Source organism: Bradyrhizobium nitroreducens (assembly GCF_002776695.1).
In the GTDB taxonomy this organism is placed as follows: Bacteria; Pseudomonadota; Alphaproteobacteria; order Rhizobiales; family Xanthobacteraceae; genus Bradyrhizobium; species Bradyrhizobium nitroreducens.
Genome location: NZ_LFJC01000003.1, coordinates 174301 through 190554, shown reverse-complemented (window position 1 = coordinate 190554; position 16254 = coordinate 174301). Strand labels below are relative to the sequence as shown.

At 64.6% G+C, this 16254-nt stretch carries 17 protein-coding genes; 12 read left to right on the top strand and 5 right to left on the bottom strand.

All coding sequences use genetic code 11. The features are described 5' to 3' along the window. Positions 1-44: 44 nt before the first annotated feature. On the top strand, positions 45-1187 hold the full coding sequence (gene dprA, locus TSA1_RS00915; protein WP_100174691.1) for a DNA-processing protein DprA: 1143 nt from the start codon (positions 45-47) through the stop codon (positions 1185-1187). On the opposite strand, the gene TSA1_RS00910 is transcribed toward dprA, so the two are convergent. Then, positions 1184-1606 carry a winged helix-turn-helix transcriptional regulator gene (locus TSA1_RS00910; RefSeq protein ID WP_100174690.1) on the bottom strand — a complete coding sequence of 141 codons (423 nt, stop codon included), beginning with the start codon at positions 1604-1606 and terminating at the stop codon, positions 1184-1186. The two genes, dprA and TSA1_RS00910, sit on opposite strands and share 4 nt — an antisense overlap. A gap of 83 nt (positions 1607-1689) precedes the next feature. On the opposite strand from TSA1_RS00910, the gene TSA1_RS00905 reads away from it, so the two are divergent. Continuing rightward, on the top strand, positions 1690-2298 hold the full coding sequence (locus TSA1_RS00905; protein ID WP_100174689.1) for an FMN-dependent NADH-azoreductase: 609 nt from the start codon (positions 1690-1692) through the stop codon (positions 2296-2298). Positions 2299-2356: 58 nt separating this feature from the next. Here the strand turns inward: TSA1_RS00905 and TSA1_RS00900 are convergent, their stop codons facing one another. Continuing rightward, complete coding sequence (locus tag TSA1_RS00900) at positions 2357-2539, bottom strand: hypothetical protein (protein WP_100174688.1); 183 nt, start codon at positions 2537-2539, stop codon at positions 2357-2359. Between TSA1_RS00900 and TSA1_RS39235 the strand changes: the two genes are divergently transcribed. Beyond that, the gene (locus tag TSA1_RS39235) at positions 2493-2708 is read left to right on the top strand and encodes a hypothetical protein (protein ID WP_174718666.1); all 216 of its coding nucleotides are present in this window, start codon (positions 2493-2495) and stop codon (positions 2706-2708) included. The two genes, TSA1_RS00900 and TSA1_RS39235, sit on opposite strands and share 47 nt — an antisense overlap. 5 nt (positions 2709-2713) lie before the next feature. Here TSA1_RS39235 and TSA1_RS00895 read toward each other — a convergent pair whose 3' ends face one another. Further along, positions 2714-3493, bottom strand: coding sequence for an SDR family oxidoreductase (locus TSA1_RS00895; RefSeq protein WP_174718681.1), 780 nt, complete (start codon positions 3491-3493; stop codon positions 2714-2716). A gap of 123 nt (positions 3494-3616) precedes the next feature. Between TSA1_RS00895 and TSA1_RS00890 the strand changes: the two genes are divergently transcribed. After that, positions 3617-4081, top strand: a complete 465-nt coding sequence (locus tag TSA1_RS00890) for a winged helix-turn-helix transcriptional regulator (protein ID WP_100180906.1) — start codon at positions 3617-3619, stop codon at positions 4079-4081. A gap of 49 nt (positions 4082-4130) precedes the next feature. On the opposite strand, the gene TSA1_RS00885 is transcribed toward TSA1_RS00890, so the two are convergent. Beyond that, positions 4131-4406 carry a hypothetical protein gene (locus tag TSA1_RS00885; protein ID WP_145984255.1) on the bottom strand — a complete coding sequence of 92 codons (276 nt, stop codon included), beginning with the start codon at positions 4404-4406 and terminating at the stop codon, positions 4131-4133. 123 nt (positions 4407-4529) lie between these two features. Beyond that, complete coding sequence (locus tag TSA1_RS00880; protein ID WP_100174685.1) at positions 4530-4769, bottom strand: hypothetical protein; 240 nt, start codon at positions 4767-4769, stop codon at positions 4530-4532. Between the two features lie 227 nt (positions 4770-4996). Between TSA1_RS00880 and topA the strand changes: the two genes are divergently transcribed. The 8 genes from topA to arsA all read left to right on the top strand — a co-directional run bounded on the left by topA (position 4997) and on the right by arsA (position 16185). Then, a complete protein-coding gene (topA, locus tag TSA1_RS00875; protein ID WP_100174684.1) occupies positions 4997-7747 on the top strand; it encodes a type I DNA topoisomerase in 2751 nt (916 codons plus the stop codon). Between the two features lie 20 nt (positions 7748-7767). Further along, positions 7768-10122, top strand: a complete 2355-nt coding sequence (gene rnr / locus TSA1_RS00870) for a ribonuclease R (RefSeq protein ID WP_100174683.1) — start codon at positions 7768-7770, stop codon at positions 10120-10122. Further along, positions 10116-10556 carry a DUF983 domain-containing protein gene (locus TSA1_RS00865; RefSeq protein WP_100174682.1) on the top strand — a complete coding sequence of 147 codons (441 nt, stop codon included), beginning with the start codon at positions 10116-10118 and terminating at the stop codon, positions 10554-10556. Before rnr ends, TSA1_RS00865 begins: the two co-directional genes overlap by 7 nt. 30 nt (positions 10557-10586) lie before the next feature. Then, positions 10587-11336 (top strand): NUDIX hydrolase, encoded by a 750-nt coding sequence (locus tag TSA1_RS00860; RefSeq protein ID WP_100174681.1) that lies wholly within the window; start codon positions 10587-10589, stop codon positions 11334-11336. Between the two features lie 258 nt (positions 11337-11594). Beyond that, positions 11595-12920, top strand: coding sequence for an LLM class flavin-dependent oxidoreductase (locus tag TSA1_RS00850; RefSeq protein WP_100174680.1), 1326 nt, complete (start codon positions 11595-11597; stop codon positions 12918-12920). A gap of 124 nt (positions 12921-13044) precedes the next feature. Beyond that, on the top strand, positions 13045-13212 hold the full coding sequence (gene rpmG, locus TSA1_RS00845) for a 50S ribosomal protein L33 (protein ID WP_007603295.1): 168 nt from the start codon (positions 13045-13047) through the stop codon (positions 13210-13212). 529 nt (positions 13213-13741) lie between these two features. Continuing rightward, positions 13742-14194 (top strand): DUF6789 family protein, encoded by a 453-nt coding sequence (locus TSA1_RS00840; protein ID WP_100174679.1) that lies wholly within the window; start codon positions 13742-13744, stop codon positions 14192-14194. A 236-nt stretch (positions 14195-14430) separates the two neighbouring features. Further along, complete coding sequence (gene arsA, locus TSA1_RS00835) at positions 14431-16185, top strand: arsenical pump-driving ATPase (protein WP_100180905.1); 1755 nt, start codon at positions 14431-14433, stop codon at positions 16183-16185. Positions 16186-16254 lie beyond the last annotated feature (69 nt).

The window sequence follows — 16254 nt, the reverse complement described above, 5'->3', positions numbered from 1 at the left end:
ACGCAAGCGCACGTCGCTGTTGCGCAACGCCCTCAGGTTGTTCCATGCTGCGCTTGCAAGGAGACGCCGTGGACGCCATCAATCCCACCGTGGAGCTGACCGAGGCCGAGCGGATCGACCGTCTGCGGCTGATCCGCTCCGACAATGTCGGCCCGCGCACTTTTCGTTCGCTGGTCGATCATTTCGGCACCGCGCGCGCGGCGCTGGAGCGGCTGCCGGATCTGGCGCGCCGCGGCGGTGCGCAGCGATCGGGGCGCATCTGCAGCGCCGACGAGGCGAAGGCCGAGCTGGCGGCTGGCCGCAAGGCTGGCATCGCCTGGCTCGCGCCCGGCGAGGACGGCTATCCCCCGCGGCTGGCGATGATCGACGATGCGCCGCCCCTGCTCGCCGTGCGCGGCGACGCCAAGACCCTGATGCGGCCGATGATCGCGATCGTCGGCTCGCGCAACGCCTCCGGCGCCGGGCTGAAATTCGCGGGCCTGCTCGCGCGCGAGCTTGGCGAGGCCGGCTTCGTCGTCATCTCCGGGCTCGCGCGCGGCGTCGATCAGGCCGCGCATCGCGCCAGTGTCGAGACCGGCACGATCGCGGTGCTCGCCGGCGGCCATGATTGCATCTACCCGCCCGAGCATGGCGATCTGCTCGCATCGATCCTCGATCACGCAGGCGCTGCGATCTCCGAGATGCCGCTCGGCCACGAGCCGCGCGCCCGCGACTTCCCCCGCCGCAACCGCCTGATCTCGGGCGCCTCGCTCGGCGTCGTCGTGGTGGAAGCCGCGCACCGATCGGGCTCGCTGATCACCGCGCGCATGGCGGCCGAACAGGGCCGCGAGGTGTTCGCGGTGCCCGGCTCGCCGCTCGATCCGCGCGCGGCGGGCGCCAACGATCTGATCAAGCAGGGCGCAACGCTGGTCACCGAAGCTGCCGACATCATCAATGCTGTCGCACCGATCATGGAGCGCCCGCTGATGATCCCAGCGAGCGAGCCCGACAGCGAGCCGTTCGAGACCGATCCGCAAGGTCACGACCGCGACCAGATCATCGGCCTGCTCGGCCCCGTGCCGATCTCGATCGACGATCTCGTGCGGATGTCCGGCGCCTCGCCCGCGATCGTGCGCACCGTGCTGCTCGAGCTCGAGCTCGCCGCCAAGCTGGAGCGTCACGGCGGCGGGTTGGTGTCTCTGATCTAGCGATCGTTGCGCTCGTCAAACCGCGCCCGCGCCGAAGCGATCTGTTGCTGATGCGCGATCGCCCACTCGCCGAGCGCTTTGACCGGTTGTTGCAGCCCGCGGCCGAGATCGGTCAGCTCGTAGTCCACGCGCGGCGGGATGGTCGGAAAGATCGTGCGCGTGACCAGCCCGTCACGCTCGAGTCCGCGCAGCGTCAGGGTCAGCATCCGCTGCGAGATGCCGTTGATCATGCGCTTCAGCTCGTTGAAGCGCTTCGGCCCGTCGCTGAGCATCATGATCACGAACACGCTCCATTTGTCGCCGACGCGGGACAGCACGGAGGCGACGTCGCGGCAATCGGAGTGGTTGGGATCGGGCCTCTCGGTTGGCCTCGGCGGAGCAGGCAAACCGGTGTTCTCAGGTTTCAATAATGTGCCCATGGCTCAAAAAAGTGCGTTCTTGCGGGGATTTCGACAGTCACTCATGTAGCGCTGGTTACAAACTTATACCAAGGTGACCCCGAATGAAACTCCTCCATATCGACTCCAGCGTGCTCGGCCCCCACTCCGTGTCCCGGCAGGTCTCCGCCGCCATCGTCGACCGGCTCCGCCAGGCGAGCCCCTCGCTCGAAATCGTCTACCGCGATCTGACCCAGACGCCGCTCGCGCACCTCTCGGGCTCGCACCTCGCCGCCGCGCAAGGCGCGCCCGCGCCCGCAGAGCTCGGCCCGGACCTTGCCGCGAGCGCGGCCGTGCTGAACGAGTTCCTCGATGCCGACACCGTCGTGATCGGCGCGCCCATGTACAATTTCACCATCCCGAGCCAGCTCAAGGCCTGGATCGATCGCATCCTGGTGGCTGGGAAGACATTTAAGTATGGCGCGGCCGGCCCCGAGGGTCTCGCCGGCGGCAAGCGCGTGATCGTGGCGATCTCGCGCGGCGGCTATTACGGCGCGGAGACGCCATACGCCGCTGGCGAGCATCTCGAAACCTATCTGCGCTGGGTGTTCGGGTTCATCGGCATTACCAATCCCGAATTCATCTCCGCAGACGGCATCCAGGTCGGGCCCGAACACCGCGAAAAGGCGATCGCCGGCGCGCTTCAGTCGGCCACCAGCCTGCGCGCGGCCTGAGCCTCACGCTGACAACAGCCGCAGCCGGATTCCGGCGGCGGCTGACAGGTCGATCAGGCTAAAACCAGGCGCCCTGAATGCCGAGGATGACGGCGACCAGCGAAATGAACAGGCCGATGCCGGCGAAAAGCGCCACCCCGATGAACTCGGACATGTCGGAGCGTTTGGCGGGAATGGCGGAACGTTCGCTGTAAATGCGCGGTGCTGAAATCGACGAAAAAATGCGAGCTGCCTTTGGCATCGCGGGCTCCCTGAAAATGAGTCTCGTGACCCCTGCCCGTAAAAATGTCTTTGCAGCGCAAGCGAAGGTTCAACGCTTCACGCAAAGGTTCAGAAAATACGCCTCGCAAGACGAGGGAACCATCCGGCGCAACCTGCGTGTGGCGCCGGATGGATTCAATTTTGTTTGAATCGATCAACCGCAATAGATCGGCGCGCCGGCCGGAGCGGCAACTGCGCCGCCATCGACGAAGATCTCCTGGCCCTGGATATGCGCGGCATCGTCGGAGGCGAGGAACAGCACAGTCTTGGAGACGTGATCCGGTTCACCAATACGCCCGAGAGGCGTGGACAACCCGATCCGCTTCTCGAACGCCTTCTCCGCTTCCGGCGTTGCGATCGCCGCGCCCCAGATCGGCGTGCGGATTGCGCCGGGCGCAACCACGTTGACGCGGATGCCGCGCGGCGACAACTCCGAGGCCATGATCCGCGCCATCGCCCGCACGCCGGCTTTCGCCGCGCCGTAAGCGGAGTAGCCGGGAATCCCGAGCACGGAGATCACCGAGCCGTTGAGGATGATCGAAGCGTTGTCGTTGAGGTAAGGCAGCGCCGACTGCACCGTGAAGAATACGCCGGTCAGGTTGGTGCTGATGACCTTCTCGAACACCTCCAGCTTCGCCGAACCGAGCGGCGTGCCTCCGGCGCCGGGAATGCCGGCATTGGCGAACACGATGTCGAACTTGCCGAACTTTTCGGCGCCCTGCCTGATCGCGGCTTCCGTCGCTGCGATGTCGGTCACATCGGCGACGAGCGCGAGCGCATTCGGCCCCAGCTCTTTGGCCGCCGCCGCCAGCGTCTCCTTGTTGCGCCCGGTGATCACCACCCTGGCGCCCTCCGCCACGAACAGCTTTGCCGTCGCAAGCCCGATGCCGCTGTTGCCGCCGGTGATCAGGGCCGTCTTGTTTGTCAGTCTCACGCTCGCCTCCAGTAGTTGCATTATGAAACTAGATTGCCATCTAGGGCATTTGGTTTTATGATGCAACCACACAAGCGCGTGATCGGCCCGGCAATCGTGCGAACGCGAATGGGACAGACGACGATGGTGAAACGAACGAGCTTCGAGGGCGATGCCTGCCCGATCGCGAGGTCGCTGGACGCGCTCGGCGACTGGTGGTCGCTGCTGATCATCCGCGAGGCGCTGTTTGGGCTGCGCCGCTTCGGCGAGTTTCAGAACAAGCTCGGCATGGCGAAGAACATCCTGTCGGCGCGGCTGCGCGCACTGGTCGACCGCGGCATCCTGGCGACCGCGCCCGCCTCCGACGGCAGCGCCTATCAGGAATATGTGCTGACACCGAAGGGCCGCGGCACCTTCCCGATCCTGGTGGCGCTGCGGCAATGGAGCGAGGAGTTCGACGACCGCCCCGAGGAGATCGCAACGATCTTGGTGGATCGAGAAAAAGGCCGCCCAGTGAAGAAGCTGGAAATGCGCGCGGAGGATGGGCGGCTGCTCACGCCGGCCGACACCACGCTGAAACCCCGGTCCGCGCGACGACGATCGGCATGATCCTGCCGGCGAGTTTTTCGCACACCGTCGAGGGTCGCAGGGCTGCCAGCTAGCATCTGACCAAGGTCGCCCTGCGCACGGCCTTCAGGCGATTCGAGCCTCGTCGCCGGCCAAACTCCCCATCGTAGTTCAAATCGTAGACACAGCCGACCTTCATGGCGGCAAAGTCCGCATTCCGCTCGATCGCATAAAGACCGGCAGGGTCCGTCTTGAGATGAACAAGACCAGGATCGAACCAGGATTGATCGACACCGCGATAGACGACCCTATCGGTCAAGCCGATCGTCGCGAACCATAGAGTCAATCCTCCGACCAATGTCACCATGATCACAAAACCCCGAACATCATTGCGGAGCCTGTCCGCGAGGCTCGGGGGATTGGATGCATTCTTCACGTAGGCTTGGTCGCGCCTGCGTCCTGACGGTTCACCCGTATTCTACCGAGTCCGTCACGACAGCTTGCGCTTGGTCCGCAGCCGCAAATGCTCGTCGGCTTCCAGCTTGGTCATGCCCAGGAGATAATGCAGGACATCGAGCTTGTGACGCTCGGCGAGCTTGCGCAACGCACCGACCTGCTCGGCGATGAAGGCGACGGCCTCGTCCGCGCCCCCCTCCCCCGGTTCCTCGTGACGTGAGCCTCCCGGCACGCCTGATGCGGCGCGCGCCCGTTTCTTTCCCGGCCTAGTCACCAGACCCCACCCGAATCCATGCCCCGCGGAAACATTACGCCGACATCGGCCGCAACTCCAAGGTGGTATTTTGCAACTTTCTCGATATGAAACTTTTCCCATTTGGGAGGGCTTCAACACCCCTCGATTTGACAGCGGAGGTCTCACCACCCATGTTCGGGGCGAAACGGCCGACCCGAGTCCTTTCGTTTTCGGCCCCCAATTTTCCCGTAAGTTACTGGAACTACATGAATATCGTCATTGTGGAGTCGCCGGCGAAAGCCAAGACGATCAACAAATATTTGGGCTCGTCCTATGAGGTTCTGGCCTCGTTCGGCCATGTCCGGGACTTGCCTGCGAAGAACGGCTCCGTCGATCCCGACAGCAATTTCAAGATGATCTGGGAGGTCGACCCCAAGGCGGCCGGCCGGCTCAACGACATCGCCAAGTCCCTGAAGGGTGCCGACCGCCTGATTCTGGCGACCGACCCTGATCGTGAGGGCGAGGCCATCTCCTGGCACGTGCTGGAGGTCATGAAGGAGAAGCGCGCGCTGAAGGATCAGAAGATCGAGCGCGTGGTGTTCAACGCCATCACCAAGCAGGCCGTCACGGACGCGATGAAGCATCCGCGCCAGATCGACGGCGCGCTGGTCGACGCCTATATGGCGCGCCGCGCGCTGGACTACCTCGTCGGCTTCACCCTCTCCCCCGTGCTGTGGCGCAAGCTGCCCGGTGCCCGCTCGGCCGGCCGCGTGCAGTCGGTGGCACTGCGCCTTGTCTGCGACCGCGAGCTGGAGATCGAGAAATTCGTGCCGCGGGAATATTGGTCGCTGATCGCGACCCTGCTGACCCCGCGCGGCGATGCGTTCGAGGCCCGCCTCGTCGGCGCCGACGGCAAGAAGATCCAGCGCCTCGATATTGGAACCGGCGCGGAAGCCGACGACTTCAAGAAGGCGCTGGAAGCGGCTGCCTATGCGGTCACCGCGGTGGACGCGAAACCGGCCCGGCGCAATCCGCAGGCCCCCTTCACCACCTCGACGCTGCAGCAGGAAGCCAGCCGCAAATACGGCTTTGCGCCGGCGCACACCATGCGCATCGCCCAGCGCCTCTATGAGGGCATCGACATCGGCGGCGAGACCACGGGACTCATTACTTATATGCGTACCGACGGCGTGCAGATCGCCCCGGAGGCGATCACCCAGGCGCGCAAGGTGATCGGCGAGGATTACGGCAACGCCTATGTGCCGGAGGCCCCGCGCCAGTACCAGGCCAAGGCCAAGAACGCCCAGGAAGCGCACGAAGCGATCCGCCCGACCGACATGTCCCGCCGCCCCGACAGCATGAGCCGCAAGCTCGATGCCGATCAGGCCCGGCTCTACGAGCTGATCTGGAAGCGCACCATCGCCAGCCAGATGGAATCGGCCGAGCTGGAGCGCACCACCGTCGACATCACCGCGAAGGCGGGCGGTCGCACGCTGGAGCTGCGCGCCACCGGCCAGGTCGTCAAGTTCGACGGCTTCCTCGCGCTCTATCAGGAAGGCCGCGACGACGAGGAGGACGAGGACTCCCGCCGCCTGCCCGCGATGAGCCCGAACGACGCGCTGAAGCGGCAATCGCTGTCTGTCACGCAGCATTTCACCGAGCCGCCGCCCCGCTTCTCCGAGGCTTCGCTGGTCAAGCGCATGGAAGAGCTCGGCATCGGCCGGCCCTCGACCTATGCCTCGATCCTCCAGGTCCTCAAGGACCGCGGCTACGTCAAGCTGGAGAAGAAGCGCCTGCACGGCGAGGACAAGGGCCGCGTCGTGGTTGCGTTCCTCGAAAGTTTCTTCAGCCGCTACGTCGAATACGACTTCACCGCCAATCTGGAAGAGCAGCTCGACCGCATCTCCAACAACGAGATCTCCTGGCAGCAGGTTCTGAAGGATTTCTGGACCGGCTTCATCGGCGCCGTCGACGAGATCAAGGACCTGCGCGTCGCGCAGGTCCTCGACGTGCTCGACGACATGCTGGGCCAGCACATCTATCCGCCGCGCGCGGATGGCGGCGACATCAGGCAGTGCCCGAGCTGCGGCAATGGGCGGCTGAATCTGAAGGCCGGCAAGTTCGGCGCCTTCGTCGGCTGCTCGAACTATCCGGAGTGCCGCTACACCCGCCAGCTCGCCGCCGACGGCGAAGCCACCGCCGACCGTTCGCTCGGCCAGGATCCTGAGACGGGGCGCGATGTCTGGGTCAAGGCCGGCCGCTTCGGGCCCTATATCCAGCTCGGCGAGCCCAAGGATTACGAAGAAGGCGAGAAGCCGAAGCGCGCAGGCATCCCGAAGGGCACCTCGCCCGGCGATGTCGAGCTCGAGCTTGCATTGAAGCTGCTGTCACTGCCGCGCGAGATCGGCAAGCATCCGGAGACCGGTCAGCCGATCACGGCCGGCCTCGGCCGCTTCGGGCCGTTCGTGAAGCACGAGAAGACCTATGCCAGCCTCGAGAGCGGCGACGAAGTCTTCGACATCGGTCTCAACCGCGCGGTCACGCTGATCGCGGAAAAGGTCGCCAAGGGCCCGAGCCGCCGCTTCGGCGCCGATCCCGGCAAGGCAATCGGCGATCATCCCACGCTCGGCACCGTCACCGTGAAGAGCGGCCGTTACGGCGCCTATGTCACCGCCGGTGGCGTCAACGCGACCATCCCGGCCGAGTTCGAAAAGGACACCGTCACGCTGGCGCAGGCGATCGCGCTGATCGACGAGCGCGCGGCCAAGGGTGGCGGAAAGGGCGGCGGCAAGACCAAGGCGAAGAAGGCGGCCAAACCCGCCAAGGCGAAGAAGGCTGCGGACGGCGAGGACACCGCACCGAAGCCGAAGAAACCGGCCGCGAAGAAAGCCGCGGCCAAAACCAAATCCGAATCCACCAGCAAGGCGCGCGCCGGCGTGGCATCGACGGCGAAGACGTCGCCGACCAAGTCCGCCGCCACCAAGGCTCCGGCCAAGAAGAGTGCCGGCAAGACTTGAGATCAAGAATTAGAGGTTAAGTGAAACGCAAGAATGACCGTGGCTTTCCCGACCGGCAAGCCATCGTCGCCTTCATCAAGGCAAATCCCGGAAAGGTCGGGACCCGCGAAATTGCGCGCGAGTTCGGCCTGAAGAACGCCGATCGCGTCGAGCTCAAGCGCATGCTGCGCGAGCTCGCCGACGACGGTACCATCAAGAAGAAACGTCACAAGGTGTCCGAGCCGGACGCGCTGCCGCCGACCCTGGTCGCCGACATCACCGGCCGTGACGGCGACGGCGAGCTGATCGCCTCCCCCACCGAATGGGACGAGGTCGAGAACGGCGAGCCGCCCAAGATCATCATCGAGATGCCGCGCCGGCCCAAGCCCGGCACCGCCGCCGGCGTCGGCGACCGCGCGCTGTTGCGCGTCGAGCCGACCAACGAGGCCGAAGGGCCGCAATATCGCGGCCGCGTCATCAAGGTGTTCGACAAGGCCAAGAGCCGCATCCTCGGCGTGTTCCGCGAGCTTCCCGAAGGCGGCGGACGGCTCGTGCCCGTCGACAAGAAGATGGCGGACCGCGAGCTCAACATCGCCGCTGCCGACACCAAGGGTGCGCAGGACGGCGATCTCGTCAGCGTCGACATCGTCCGTACGCGCAGCTTTGGCCTCGCCTCGGGCCGCGTGAAGGAGAAGCTCGGCTCGGTCAAATCGGAGAAGGCGATCAGCCTGATCGCGATCTACGCCCACGAGATTCCGCTGCAATTCTCCCCCGCCGCGGAGCGCGAGGCGGAAGCCGCCGAGCCAGCCAATTTGAAGGGCCGCGAGGACTGGCGCGACGTGCCGCTTCTCACCATCGATCCACCCGACGCCAAGGATCACGACGACGCGGTGCACGCGCAGCCGGATAACGATCCCAACAACAAAGGCGGCTTCATCGTCAACGTCGCGATTGCCGATGTCAGCTTCTACGTGCGGCCGGGCACCGCGCTCGACCGTGACGCGCTCGATCGCGGCAACTCGGTCTATTTCCCGGATCGCGTCGTGCCGATGCTGCCCGAGCGCATCTCCAACAATCTCTGCTCGCTGGTGCCGGGCGAGCCGCGCGGCGCGCTCGCGGTGCGCATGGTGCTCGGCCCCGACGGCCGCAAGCGCTCGCACAGTTTTCATCGCATCCTGATGCGCTCGGCCGCCAAGCTCAGCTACGCGCAGGCACAGGCCGCGATCGACGGACGGCCCGACGACACCACCGGCCCCCTGCTCGATCCGATCCTGAGGCCGCTCTACGCCGCCTATGCCTGCGCCAAGCGCGCCCGCGACGAGCGCGATCCGCTCAATCTCGACCTGCCCGAGCGCAAGATCCTGCTGAAGAGCGACGGCACGGTCGACCGCGTCGTGGTGCCTGAGCGCCTCGATGCGCACAAGCTGATCGAGGAGTTCATGATCCTCGCCAATGTCGCGGCAGCCGAGATGCTGGAGAAGAAGTCGCTCCCGCTGATCTACCGCGTGCATGACGAGCCGACGCTGGAGAAGGTCCACGCGCTCTCGGAGTTCCTGGAGACGCTCGACGTCCCCTTCGCCAAATCCGGCGCGCTGCGTCCGACGCTGTTCAACCGCGTGCTGGCCCAGCTCGAAGGCCATGATTATTACCCGCTGGTCTCCGAGGTCGTGCTGCGCGCCCAGGCCCAGGCGGAGTATTCCTCCGAGAATTACGGACATTTCGGCCTGAATTTGCGCCGCTACGCGCATTTCACCTCGCCGATCCGCCGCTATGCCGACCTCGTCGTGCACCGCGCGCTGGTCCGCGCGCTCGGGCTCGGCGAAGGCGCCCTGCCCGACAGCGAGACGCCCGAGACCCTGAGCGAAGTCGCCGCGCACATCTCGCTGACCGAACGGCGCGCGATGAAGGCGGAACGCGAGACCGTGGACCGGCTCATCGCCCATCACCTCGCCGATCGCATCGGCGCGAGCTTCCAGGGCCGCGTCTCCGGCGTCACCCGCGCCGGCCTGTTCGTGAAGCTCTCCGAGACCGGCGCCGACGGACTGATCCCGATCCGATCCCTCGGCACGGAATATTTCAACTATGACGAGGGCCGGCACGCCCTGGTCGGCACGCGCAGCCGCACCATGTATCAGCTCGGCGACGTCGTCGACGTCCGCCTGATCGAAGCCGCTCCCATCGCCGGCGCGCTACGCTTCGAGCTGCTGGGGTCGGCAAGCGAGACTGCGCCGCGCGACCGCGGGCGTCCCAACCCGCAACGCCGCCCCTCGTTCAAGGCCCATCCCGGCCGCAGCCCGGATAAAAAACGCAAGCCGGCGAAGCAAAAATCCGGCAAAGGGAAAAAGGCCAGGGGAAACAAGAGCAAGGGTAAGGGCAAGAAGGGCAAGGCATGGTGACAATGAGCACGGCTCCAAAAATCTGGACGCGCGAGGACGGCCTCGTCGAGAAGCGCGACGTCTTTGCCGCCATGAGGCGCGGCTTTCGCGGCCGCTGCCCGCGCTGCGGCCAGGGAAAGCTGTTCCGCGCTTTCCTGAAGACATCAGACAATTGCGCCAAATGCGGTCTCGATTTCACGCCGCACCGCGCCGATGACCTGCCCGCCTATCTCGTCATCGTCATCGTCGGCCACATCGTGGTGCCGGCGGTCCTCTGGATCGAGACCAATTATTCGACACCGGTCTGGATCAGCTTCGCGGCCTATCTGCCGTTCACCTTCGTGGCCTCGCTCGCACTGCTGCAGCCGGTCAAGGGAGCTGTGGTCGGCTTGCAATGGGCTCTGCGCATGCACGGGTTTGACGAGAGCCCTCCGGATGGTATTCCGCCTGTGTAAGCAAGAAGCAAAAGCGGTTTGGGTGGGGATATGACGGATACGGCGCAGGCAGTGGAGAAGGCCCGGGTTCACGAGGAGAAGGAGGCCGATCATCATCCCTACTTCCGCCCGAAGGACGCGGCGACCCTGATCCTGGTCGACCGCAGCAGCGCCGTTCCGAAAGTGCTGGTCGGCAAGCGCCACGACAAGGTGGTGTTCATGCCCGGCAAGTTCGTCTTCCCGGGGGGACGTGTCGACAAGGCCGACCATCGCGTGCCCTGTGCTGCGCCCATCACCGCCGAGCTGGAGGCCAATCTCGCCAAGGGAAGCCCGAAGACTCCCGCCTCGCGCGCGAAGTCGCTCGCTATTGCCGCGATCCGCGAAGCCTGCGAAGAAACCGGTCTCTGCCTCGGCCGCAAGGCGGAGATCAAGGCGAAGCTCGAAGGTCCGTGGCAGCCGTTCGCCGATGCAGGCCTGCTGCCCGACCCCTCCAGCCTGTTCCTGATCGCGCGCGCGATCACCCCGCCGGGCCGGGTCAAGCGGTTCGACACGCGCTTCTTCACCGCCGATGCCTCCGCGATCACCCATCGCGTCGACGGTGTGATCCATGCCGATGCCGAGCTGGTCGAGCTGGTCTGGGTCGAGCTCGGCTCCAAGCCGCTGGCCGATCTGCATCCGATGACGCGCAACGTGCTCAACGAGCTCGACACCCGCCTTGCCACCGGCCCGCTCCGCCACGACGCGCCGGTGCCTTTCTTCCATTTCTACGGCGGCAGGATGCAGAAGGATATTTTGGGCTAAGCTGCGCGACGCCAAGCCTCTTCTTCATTGCGGGATTCCTTTCGTCATTCCGGGGCGCGCGTAGCGCGAACCCGGAATCCATTCCTCCACCGTCTCTGCAGTTCGATGGATTCCGGGTTCGCGCCAAGAGGCGCGCCCCGGAATGACGTGCTGAGATAGCTGTAAAAAACGGAAAATTCTTCCCACCTTCCCTAATGGCGGAGTTCCCCGGCGCACCTATGTCTTTCCGAACGACAATGAAGAAGGACACACCGGGCGATGGCACAACGGCAACTCAAGCTTGGCGCGTTCATGCGCCCGATCAGCATCCACACCGGCGCCTGGCGCTATCCCGGGGCTTGGCCCGACGCCAATTTCAACTTTGGCCATATCAAGCAGCTGATCCGGAAGCTCGAGGCCGGCAAGTTCGACGCCTTCTTCATGGCCGATCACCTCGCCGTGCTGAACATGCCGATCAATGCGCTGAAGCGCAGCCACACCGTGACCTCGTTCGAGCCGTTCACGCTGCTGTCGGCACTCTCGGCGGTTACCGAGCGTATCGGCCTGATCGCGACGGGCTCGACCACGTTCGACGAGCCCTATCACGTCGCACGCCGCTTCGCCTCGCTCGATCATCTCAGCGGCGGCCGCGCCGGCTGGAACATTGTCACGACGTCGAACCCGGATGCGGCGCTGAATTTCGGCCTCGACGACCACATGGAGCATGCCGAACGCTACAAGCGCGCCCGCGAGTTCTACGACGTCGTCACGGGCCTGTGGGATTCCTTCGCGGACGATGCCTTCGTGCGCGACGTCGAGAGCGGGCTGTTCTTCGATCCCGCGAAGATGCACACGCTCGACCACCACGGCAAATATCTGAAGGTGCGCGGGCCCCTCAACATCGCCCGCCCCGTGCAGGGCTGGCCTGTCATCGTGCAGGCCGGCGCGTCGGAAGACGGCAAGCAGCTCGCGGCCGAAACGGCGGAAGCGGTGTTCACCGGCGGCGGCAGCCTCGCCGACGGCCAAAAGCTCTATGCCGACATCAAGGGCCGCATGGAGAAGGTCGGCCGCGATCCTGAACACCTCAAGATCCTGCCCGGCGCCTTCGTCGTGGTCGGCGACAGCGTCGACGAGGCCAAGGAGAAGCGCGCGCTGCTCGACAGCCGCGTGCATTACGACAGCGCGATCGCCTCGCTCTCCGTCATCCTCGGCACCGACGCGTCCGGCTTCGATCCCGACGGCCCCCTCCCCGAAATCCCCGAGACCAACGCCAGCAAGAGCGGCCGCCAGCGCATGGTCGATCTCGCCGCCCGCGACAAGCTCACGGTGCGCCAGCTCGCCCAGCGCGTCGGCGGCTATGGCGGGCTCTCCTTCGTCGGCACCGCCAAGACCATCGCCGACCAGATGGAGGAATGGCTGGTCGGGCGCGGCTCCGACGGCTTCAACATCATGTTCCCGTTCCTGCCCGCCGGCCTCGACGATTTCGTCGACAAGGTCGTCCCGGAGCTGCAGCGGCGCGGGATTTTCCGGAAAGAGTACGAAGGGCCCACTTTGAGGGAGAATCTGGGCCTGCCGCGGCCCAAAAACCGGTTCTTCGAGGCCTAATGGGCCCGATTTGGGTGGTTTCTGCCCCCTGAAACCTTGACATCAGGCGGTTTCTGGCTAGGTTGCCGGCCAACGCGGGCCGTTTGGCCGGCTCCAGATTCCCTTCATTCCTGAGGTTCTGAACATGGCCAAAGCGGTCACCATCAAGGTCAAGCTCGTGTCCTCGGCCGACACCGGCTTCTACTACGTCGCCAAGAAGAATTCGCGCACCATGACCGACAAGCTGGTCAAGAAGAAGTACGACCCGGTCGCGCGCAAGCACGTCGAATTCCGCGAAGCCAAGATCAAGTAAGACGCGGACAAGCGACTGAGTTTTTTGCGGGGCCCTTTCGGGCCCCGTTTTCGTCTTCGACTCCGTTCGTGTCCCGGACGCGGTGCAGCGTGCAACGCTGCTCCGCTGAGCCGGCACCCAGAACGTGACACGACACCATGCAGAGATGGGCCCGGCCCCGCCGCACACCGCGCCGGACGATGCTTCGCATCGCCGAAGCGCTACGCGGCGCACGGGGCACGAGCGCTGAGCTAGGCGTACCGTCGAACTGTTGGCGTCCGCCATGCGCGCAGAAGACGACGTCGAAGCCGAAAGGGGTCCATGTCAACCTCGGGCAGCCAGCGGACCTCGAGGGACGACGTTGATCCTCATCAAGCGGCGAAGCCGCGCAGTTCTCTACGCTCAATCGAAATTGCCCGGGAGAAGCGCAGCATGCTTCCCTTTACGCTTGAGCAGTTCCTCAGCTGACGAGGCCGGATTGACGCCCTCAATCGAATTGCGCCCATGATCGCGACAAGCAGCAGCGACCGCTGAGAACGGGCAACCCGGCATGCCTTCAGGCAACAGGATTTGGAAGGCAGTGGTTGCAGGGGCGTGCGGAAGCATCGTGCATTCGCTTCTGATGTACTTCAAGTCCTGGGCCGGACTACTTCCGTCATTCGAGCCCTACGAAAGTCTCCAGACGACGCTGAGCCATGCGGCCGGCACTGCAGTTCATCCCGTGGTGCCTTGGCTGCTGTCATTCCTGAATGGCTCAACCCTCGTCAGTCTCGCCTTTGGACATCTTTATCGGTGGCTGCCGGGCAATATTGGAGCGATCAAAGGAATCGCCTACGGCGTGCTCGGATGGGCGATGATGGGGCTGGTGTTCTTTCCCATGATCGGACTTGGATTTTTCGCATTCCAGGTTGGACTTGGCGTTTCGCCGGCACTCTTCTCGCTAGCGATGCTCCTGGCTTACAGCGTAGTCCTGGGCATCGTTTACGACGCACTCAATTCCTGACTTGCTGGAATAGGAGATCAGGCCACTCCGCTTTGGGTCAAACATGGCCGTTACTTTGCCGGCGGTTTCCTCCGCCCGTTGATTCAGCTCAACAAGCTCCCGGTCGACGTTGTTACCAAGTTTCAATCGAGACCCCGTCGCAAAGCGTTTGACCATCTTCAACACAATGCTCATCGCGGCGCCCGGACCGGTCGACACGTCGCCGTATCACCACTACGGCCGCAGGACACCCTATGATGCACCACTTTCTCGCGCTGACCGCCCCAACCCCGTATCTGTTTTTCACCGGAAAGGGCGGAGTCGGTAAGACCTCTCTTGCGTGCGCCACCGCTATCGTCCTTGCCGACCGTGGACTTCGCGTTCTTATCGTCAGCACCGACCCTGCGTCCAACCTCGATGAGATGCTCGAAGCCACTCTGACCGATCGCCCGACGCCGGTGCCAAACGTCACCGGACTTTCGGCGATGAATATCGATCCGGAGGCAGCTGCCGAGTCCTATCGCAGCCGGGTCCTCGAACAGCTCGGCCCCGAAATTACCGCGGACGAACGATCGACCGTGCGCGAGCAGCTCTCCGGCGCCTGCACCACCGAAATAGCCGCCTTTGACGAGTTCGTGGGCCTGCTTGACGGCGATGTCACGGGGTTCGATCACATCATATTCGATACCGCTCCGACCGGTCACACGCTACGTCTCCTTAGCCTGCCAAAGGCATGGACCGGCTTTCTCAAGGACAACGATCGGGGAGCGTCCTGCCTCGGGCCGCATTCAGGTCTGACGATGCAGGAAGACCGCTTTCGCAAGGCGCTGCGGGCCCTGGGCGATTCCAGGCAGACCACCATCATCTTGGTCACCCGCGCCGATCGCGGCGCCGTCCGCGAGGCAGCGAGGACATCGGGCGAACTCGATGGGCTCAATCTATCGAATCAGTTTCTCGTGGTGAACGGGCGCTTCCACGCCGCGGACCCGACCGATGTCGTTGCAGTTGCCCTTGAGCGGGATCAGGACGAGGCGCTGGCCGCGATGCCGGCGTCGCTCACGAAACTGCCGCGAGACGAAATTCCTTTGCTTGGCTTCGACATCGTCGGCGTGACGGCTCTGAGGGCGCTGCTGTCGCCCTCCAACCAACCATCGATCGTCTCCACCGAGAGGAGCACCGAGCCGATCGACCTGCCGGGCCTCGACCGGTTGGTTGATGACATCGCGCAGGGCAAGCGCGGCCTGATCATGGTCATGGGCAAGGGCGGCGTCGGAAAGACGACGCTTGCTGCCGCCATCGCGGTAGGGTTGGCGAAGCGGGGTCATGCCGTCCATCTCAGCACGACCGATCCCGCAGCTCACGTCAGTTTCGTCGTCGATGGCGTCATGCCAGGTCTGACGGTCGACCGGATCGATCCCCGGGTCGAGACGCAGCGCTATGTCGAGAAAATATTGGCGAGCCGTGGCCGTGACCTCGATGCGCAGGGCAAGGCCCTTCTGCTGGAGGATCTAGCTTCGCCGTGTACCGAGGAGGTCGCTGTTTTCCATGCCTTCTCGCACGTTGTTGCGGAGGCCCGGAGCGCCTTCGTGGTGCTCGATACGGCGCCGACAGGCCACACGCTGCTCCTGCTGGACGCCACCGGCGCCTATCATCGCCAGATGACGAGCCAACTCGCACCGAGCGGTCCGGGACGGATCGTTACCCCTCTGATGAGGTTACAGGATCCAACCCATACAAAGGTGATTCTGGTGACGCTGCCGGAGACGACGCCGGTTTCCGAGGCCGCCTCCCTTCAGGATGACTTGCGGCGTGCCGGAGTCGAACCCTATGGCTGGGTCATCAATAAAAGCCTCACCGTCTCGGGGACCCGCGATCCCTTGTTGCGGCTTCGGCTCGCTGCGGAGCGGACGCAGATAGCTCGGGTTCAGGACGGGCTCGCAAAACGTGCCTTCATCGTCGGCTGGCGAAGCAAGCCACCTATCGGTGTGGACGAACTTCGAACGCTGTCATGAACCCCGCTCGAGGGTGATGATGACTGCTCGCGGCCAGAAGCCTGCAATTCAGGTCGGGCCCTGGGATCT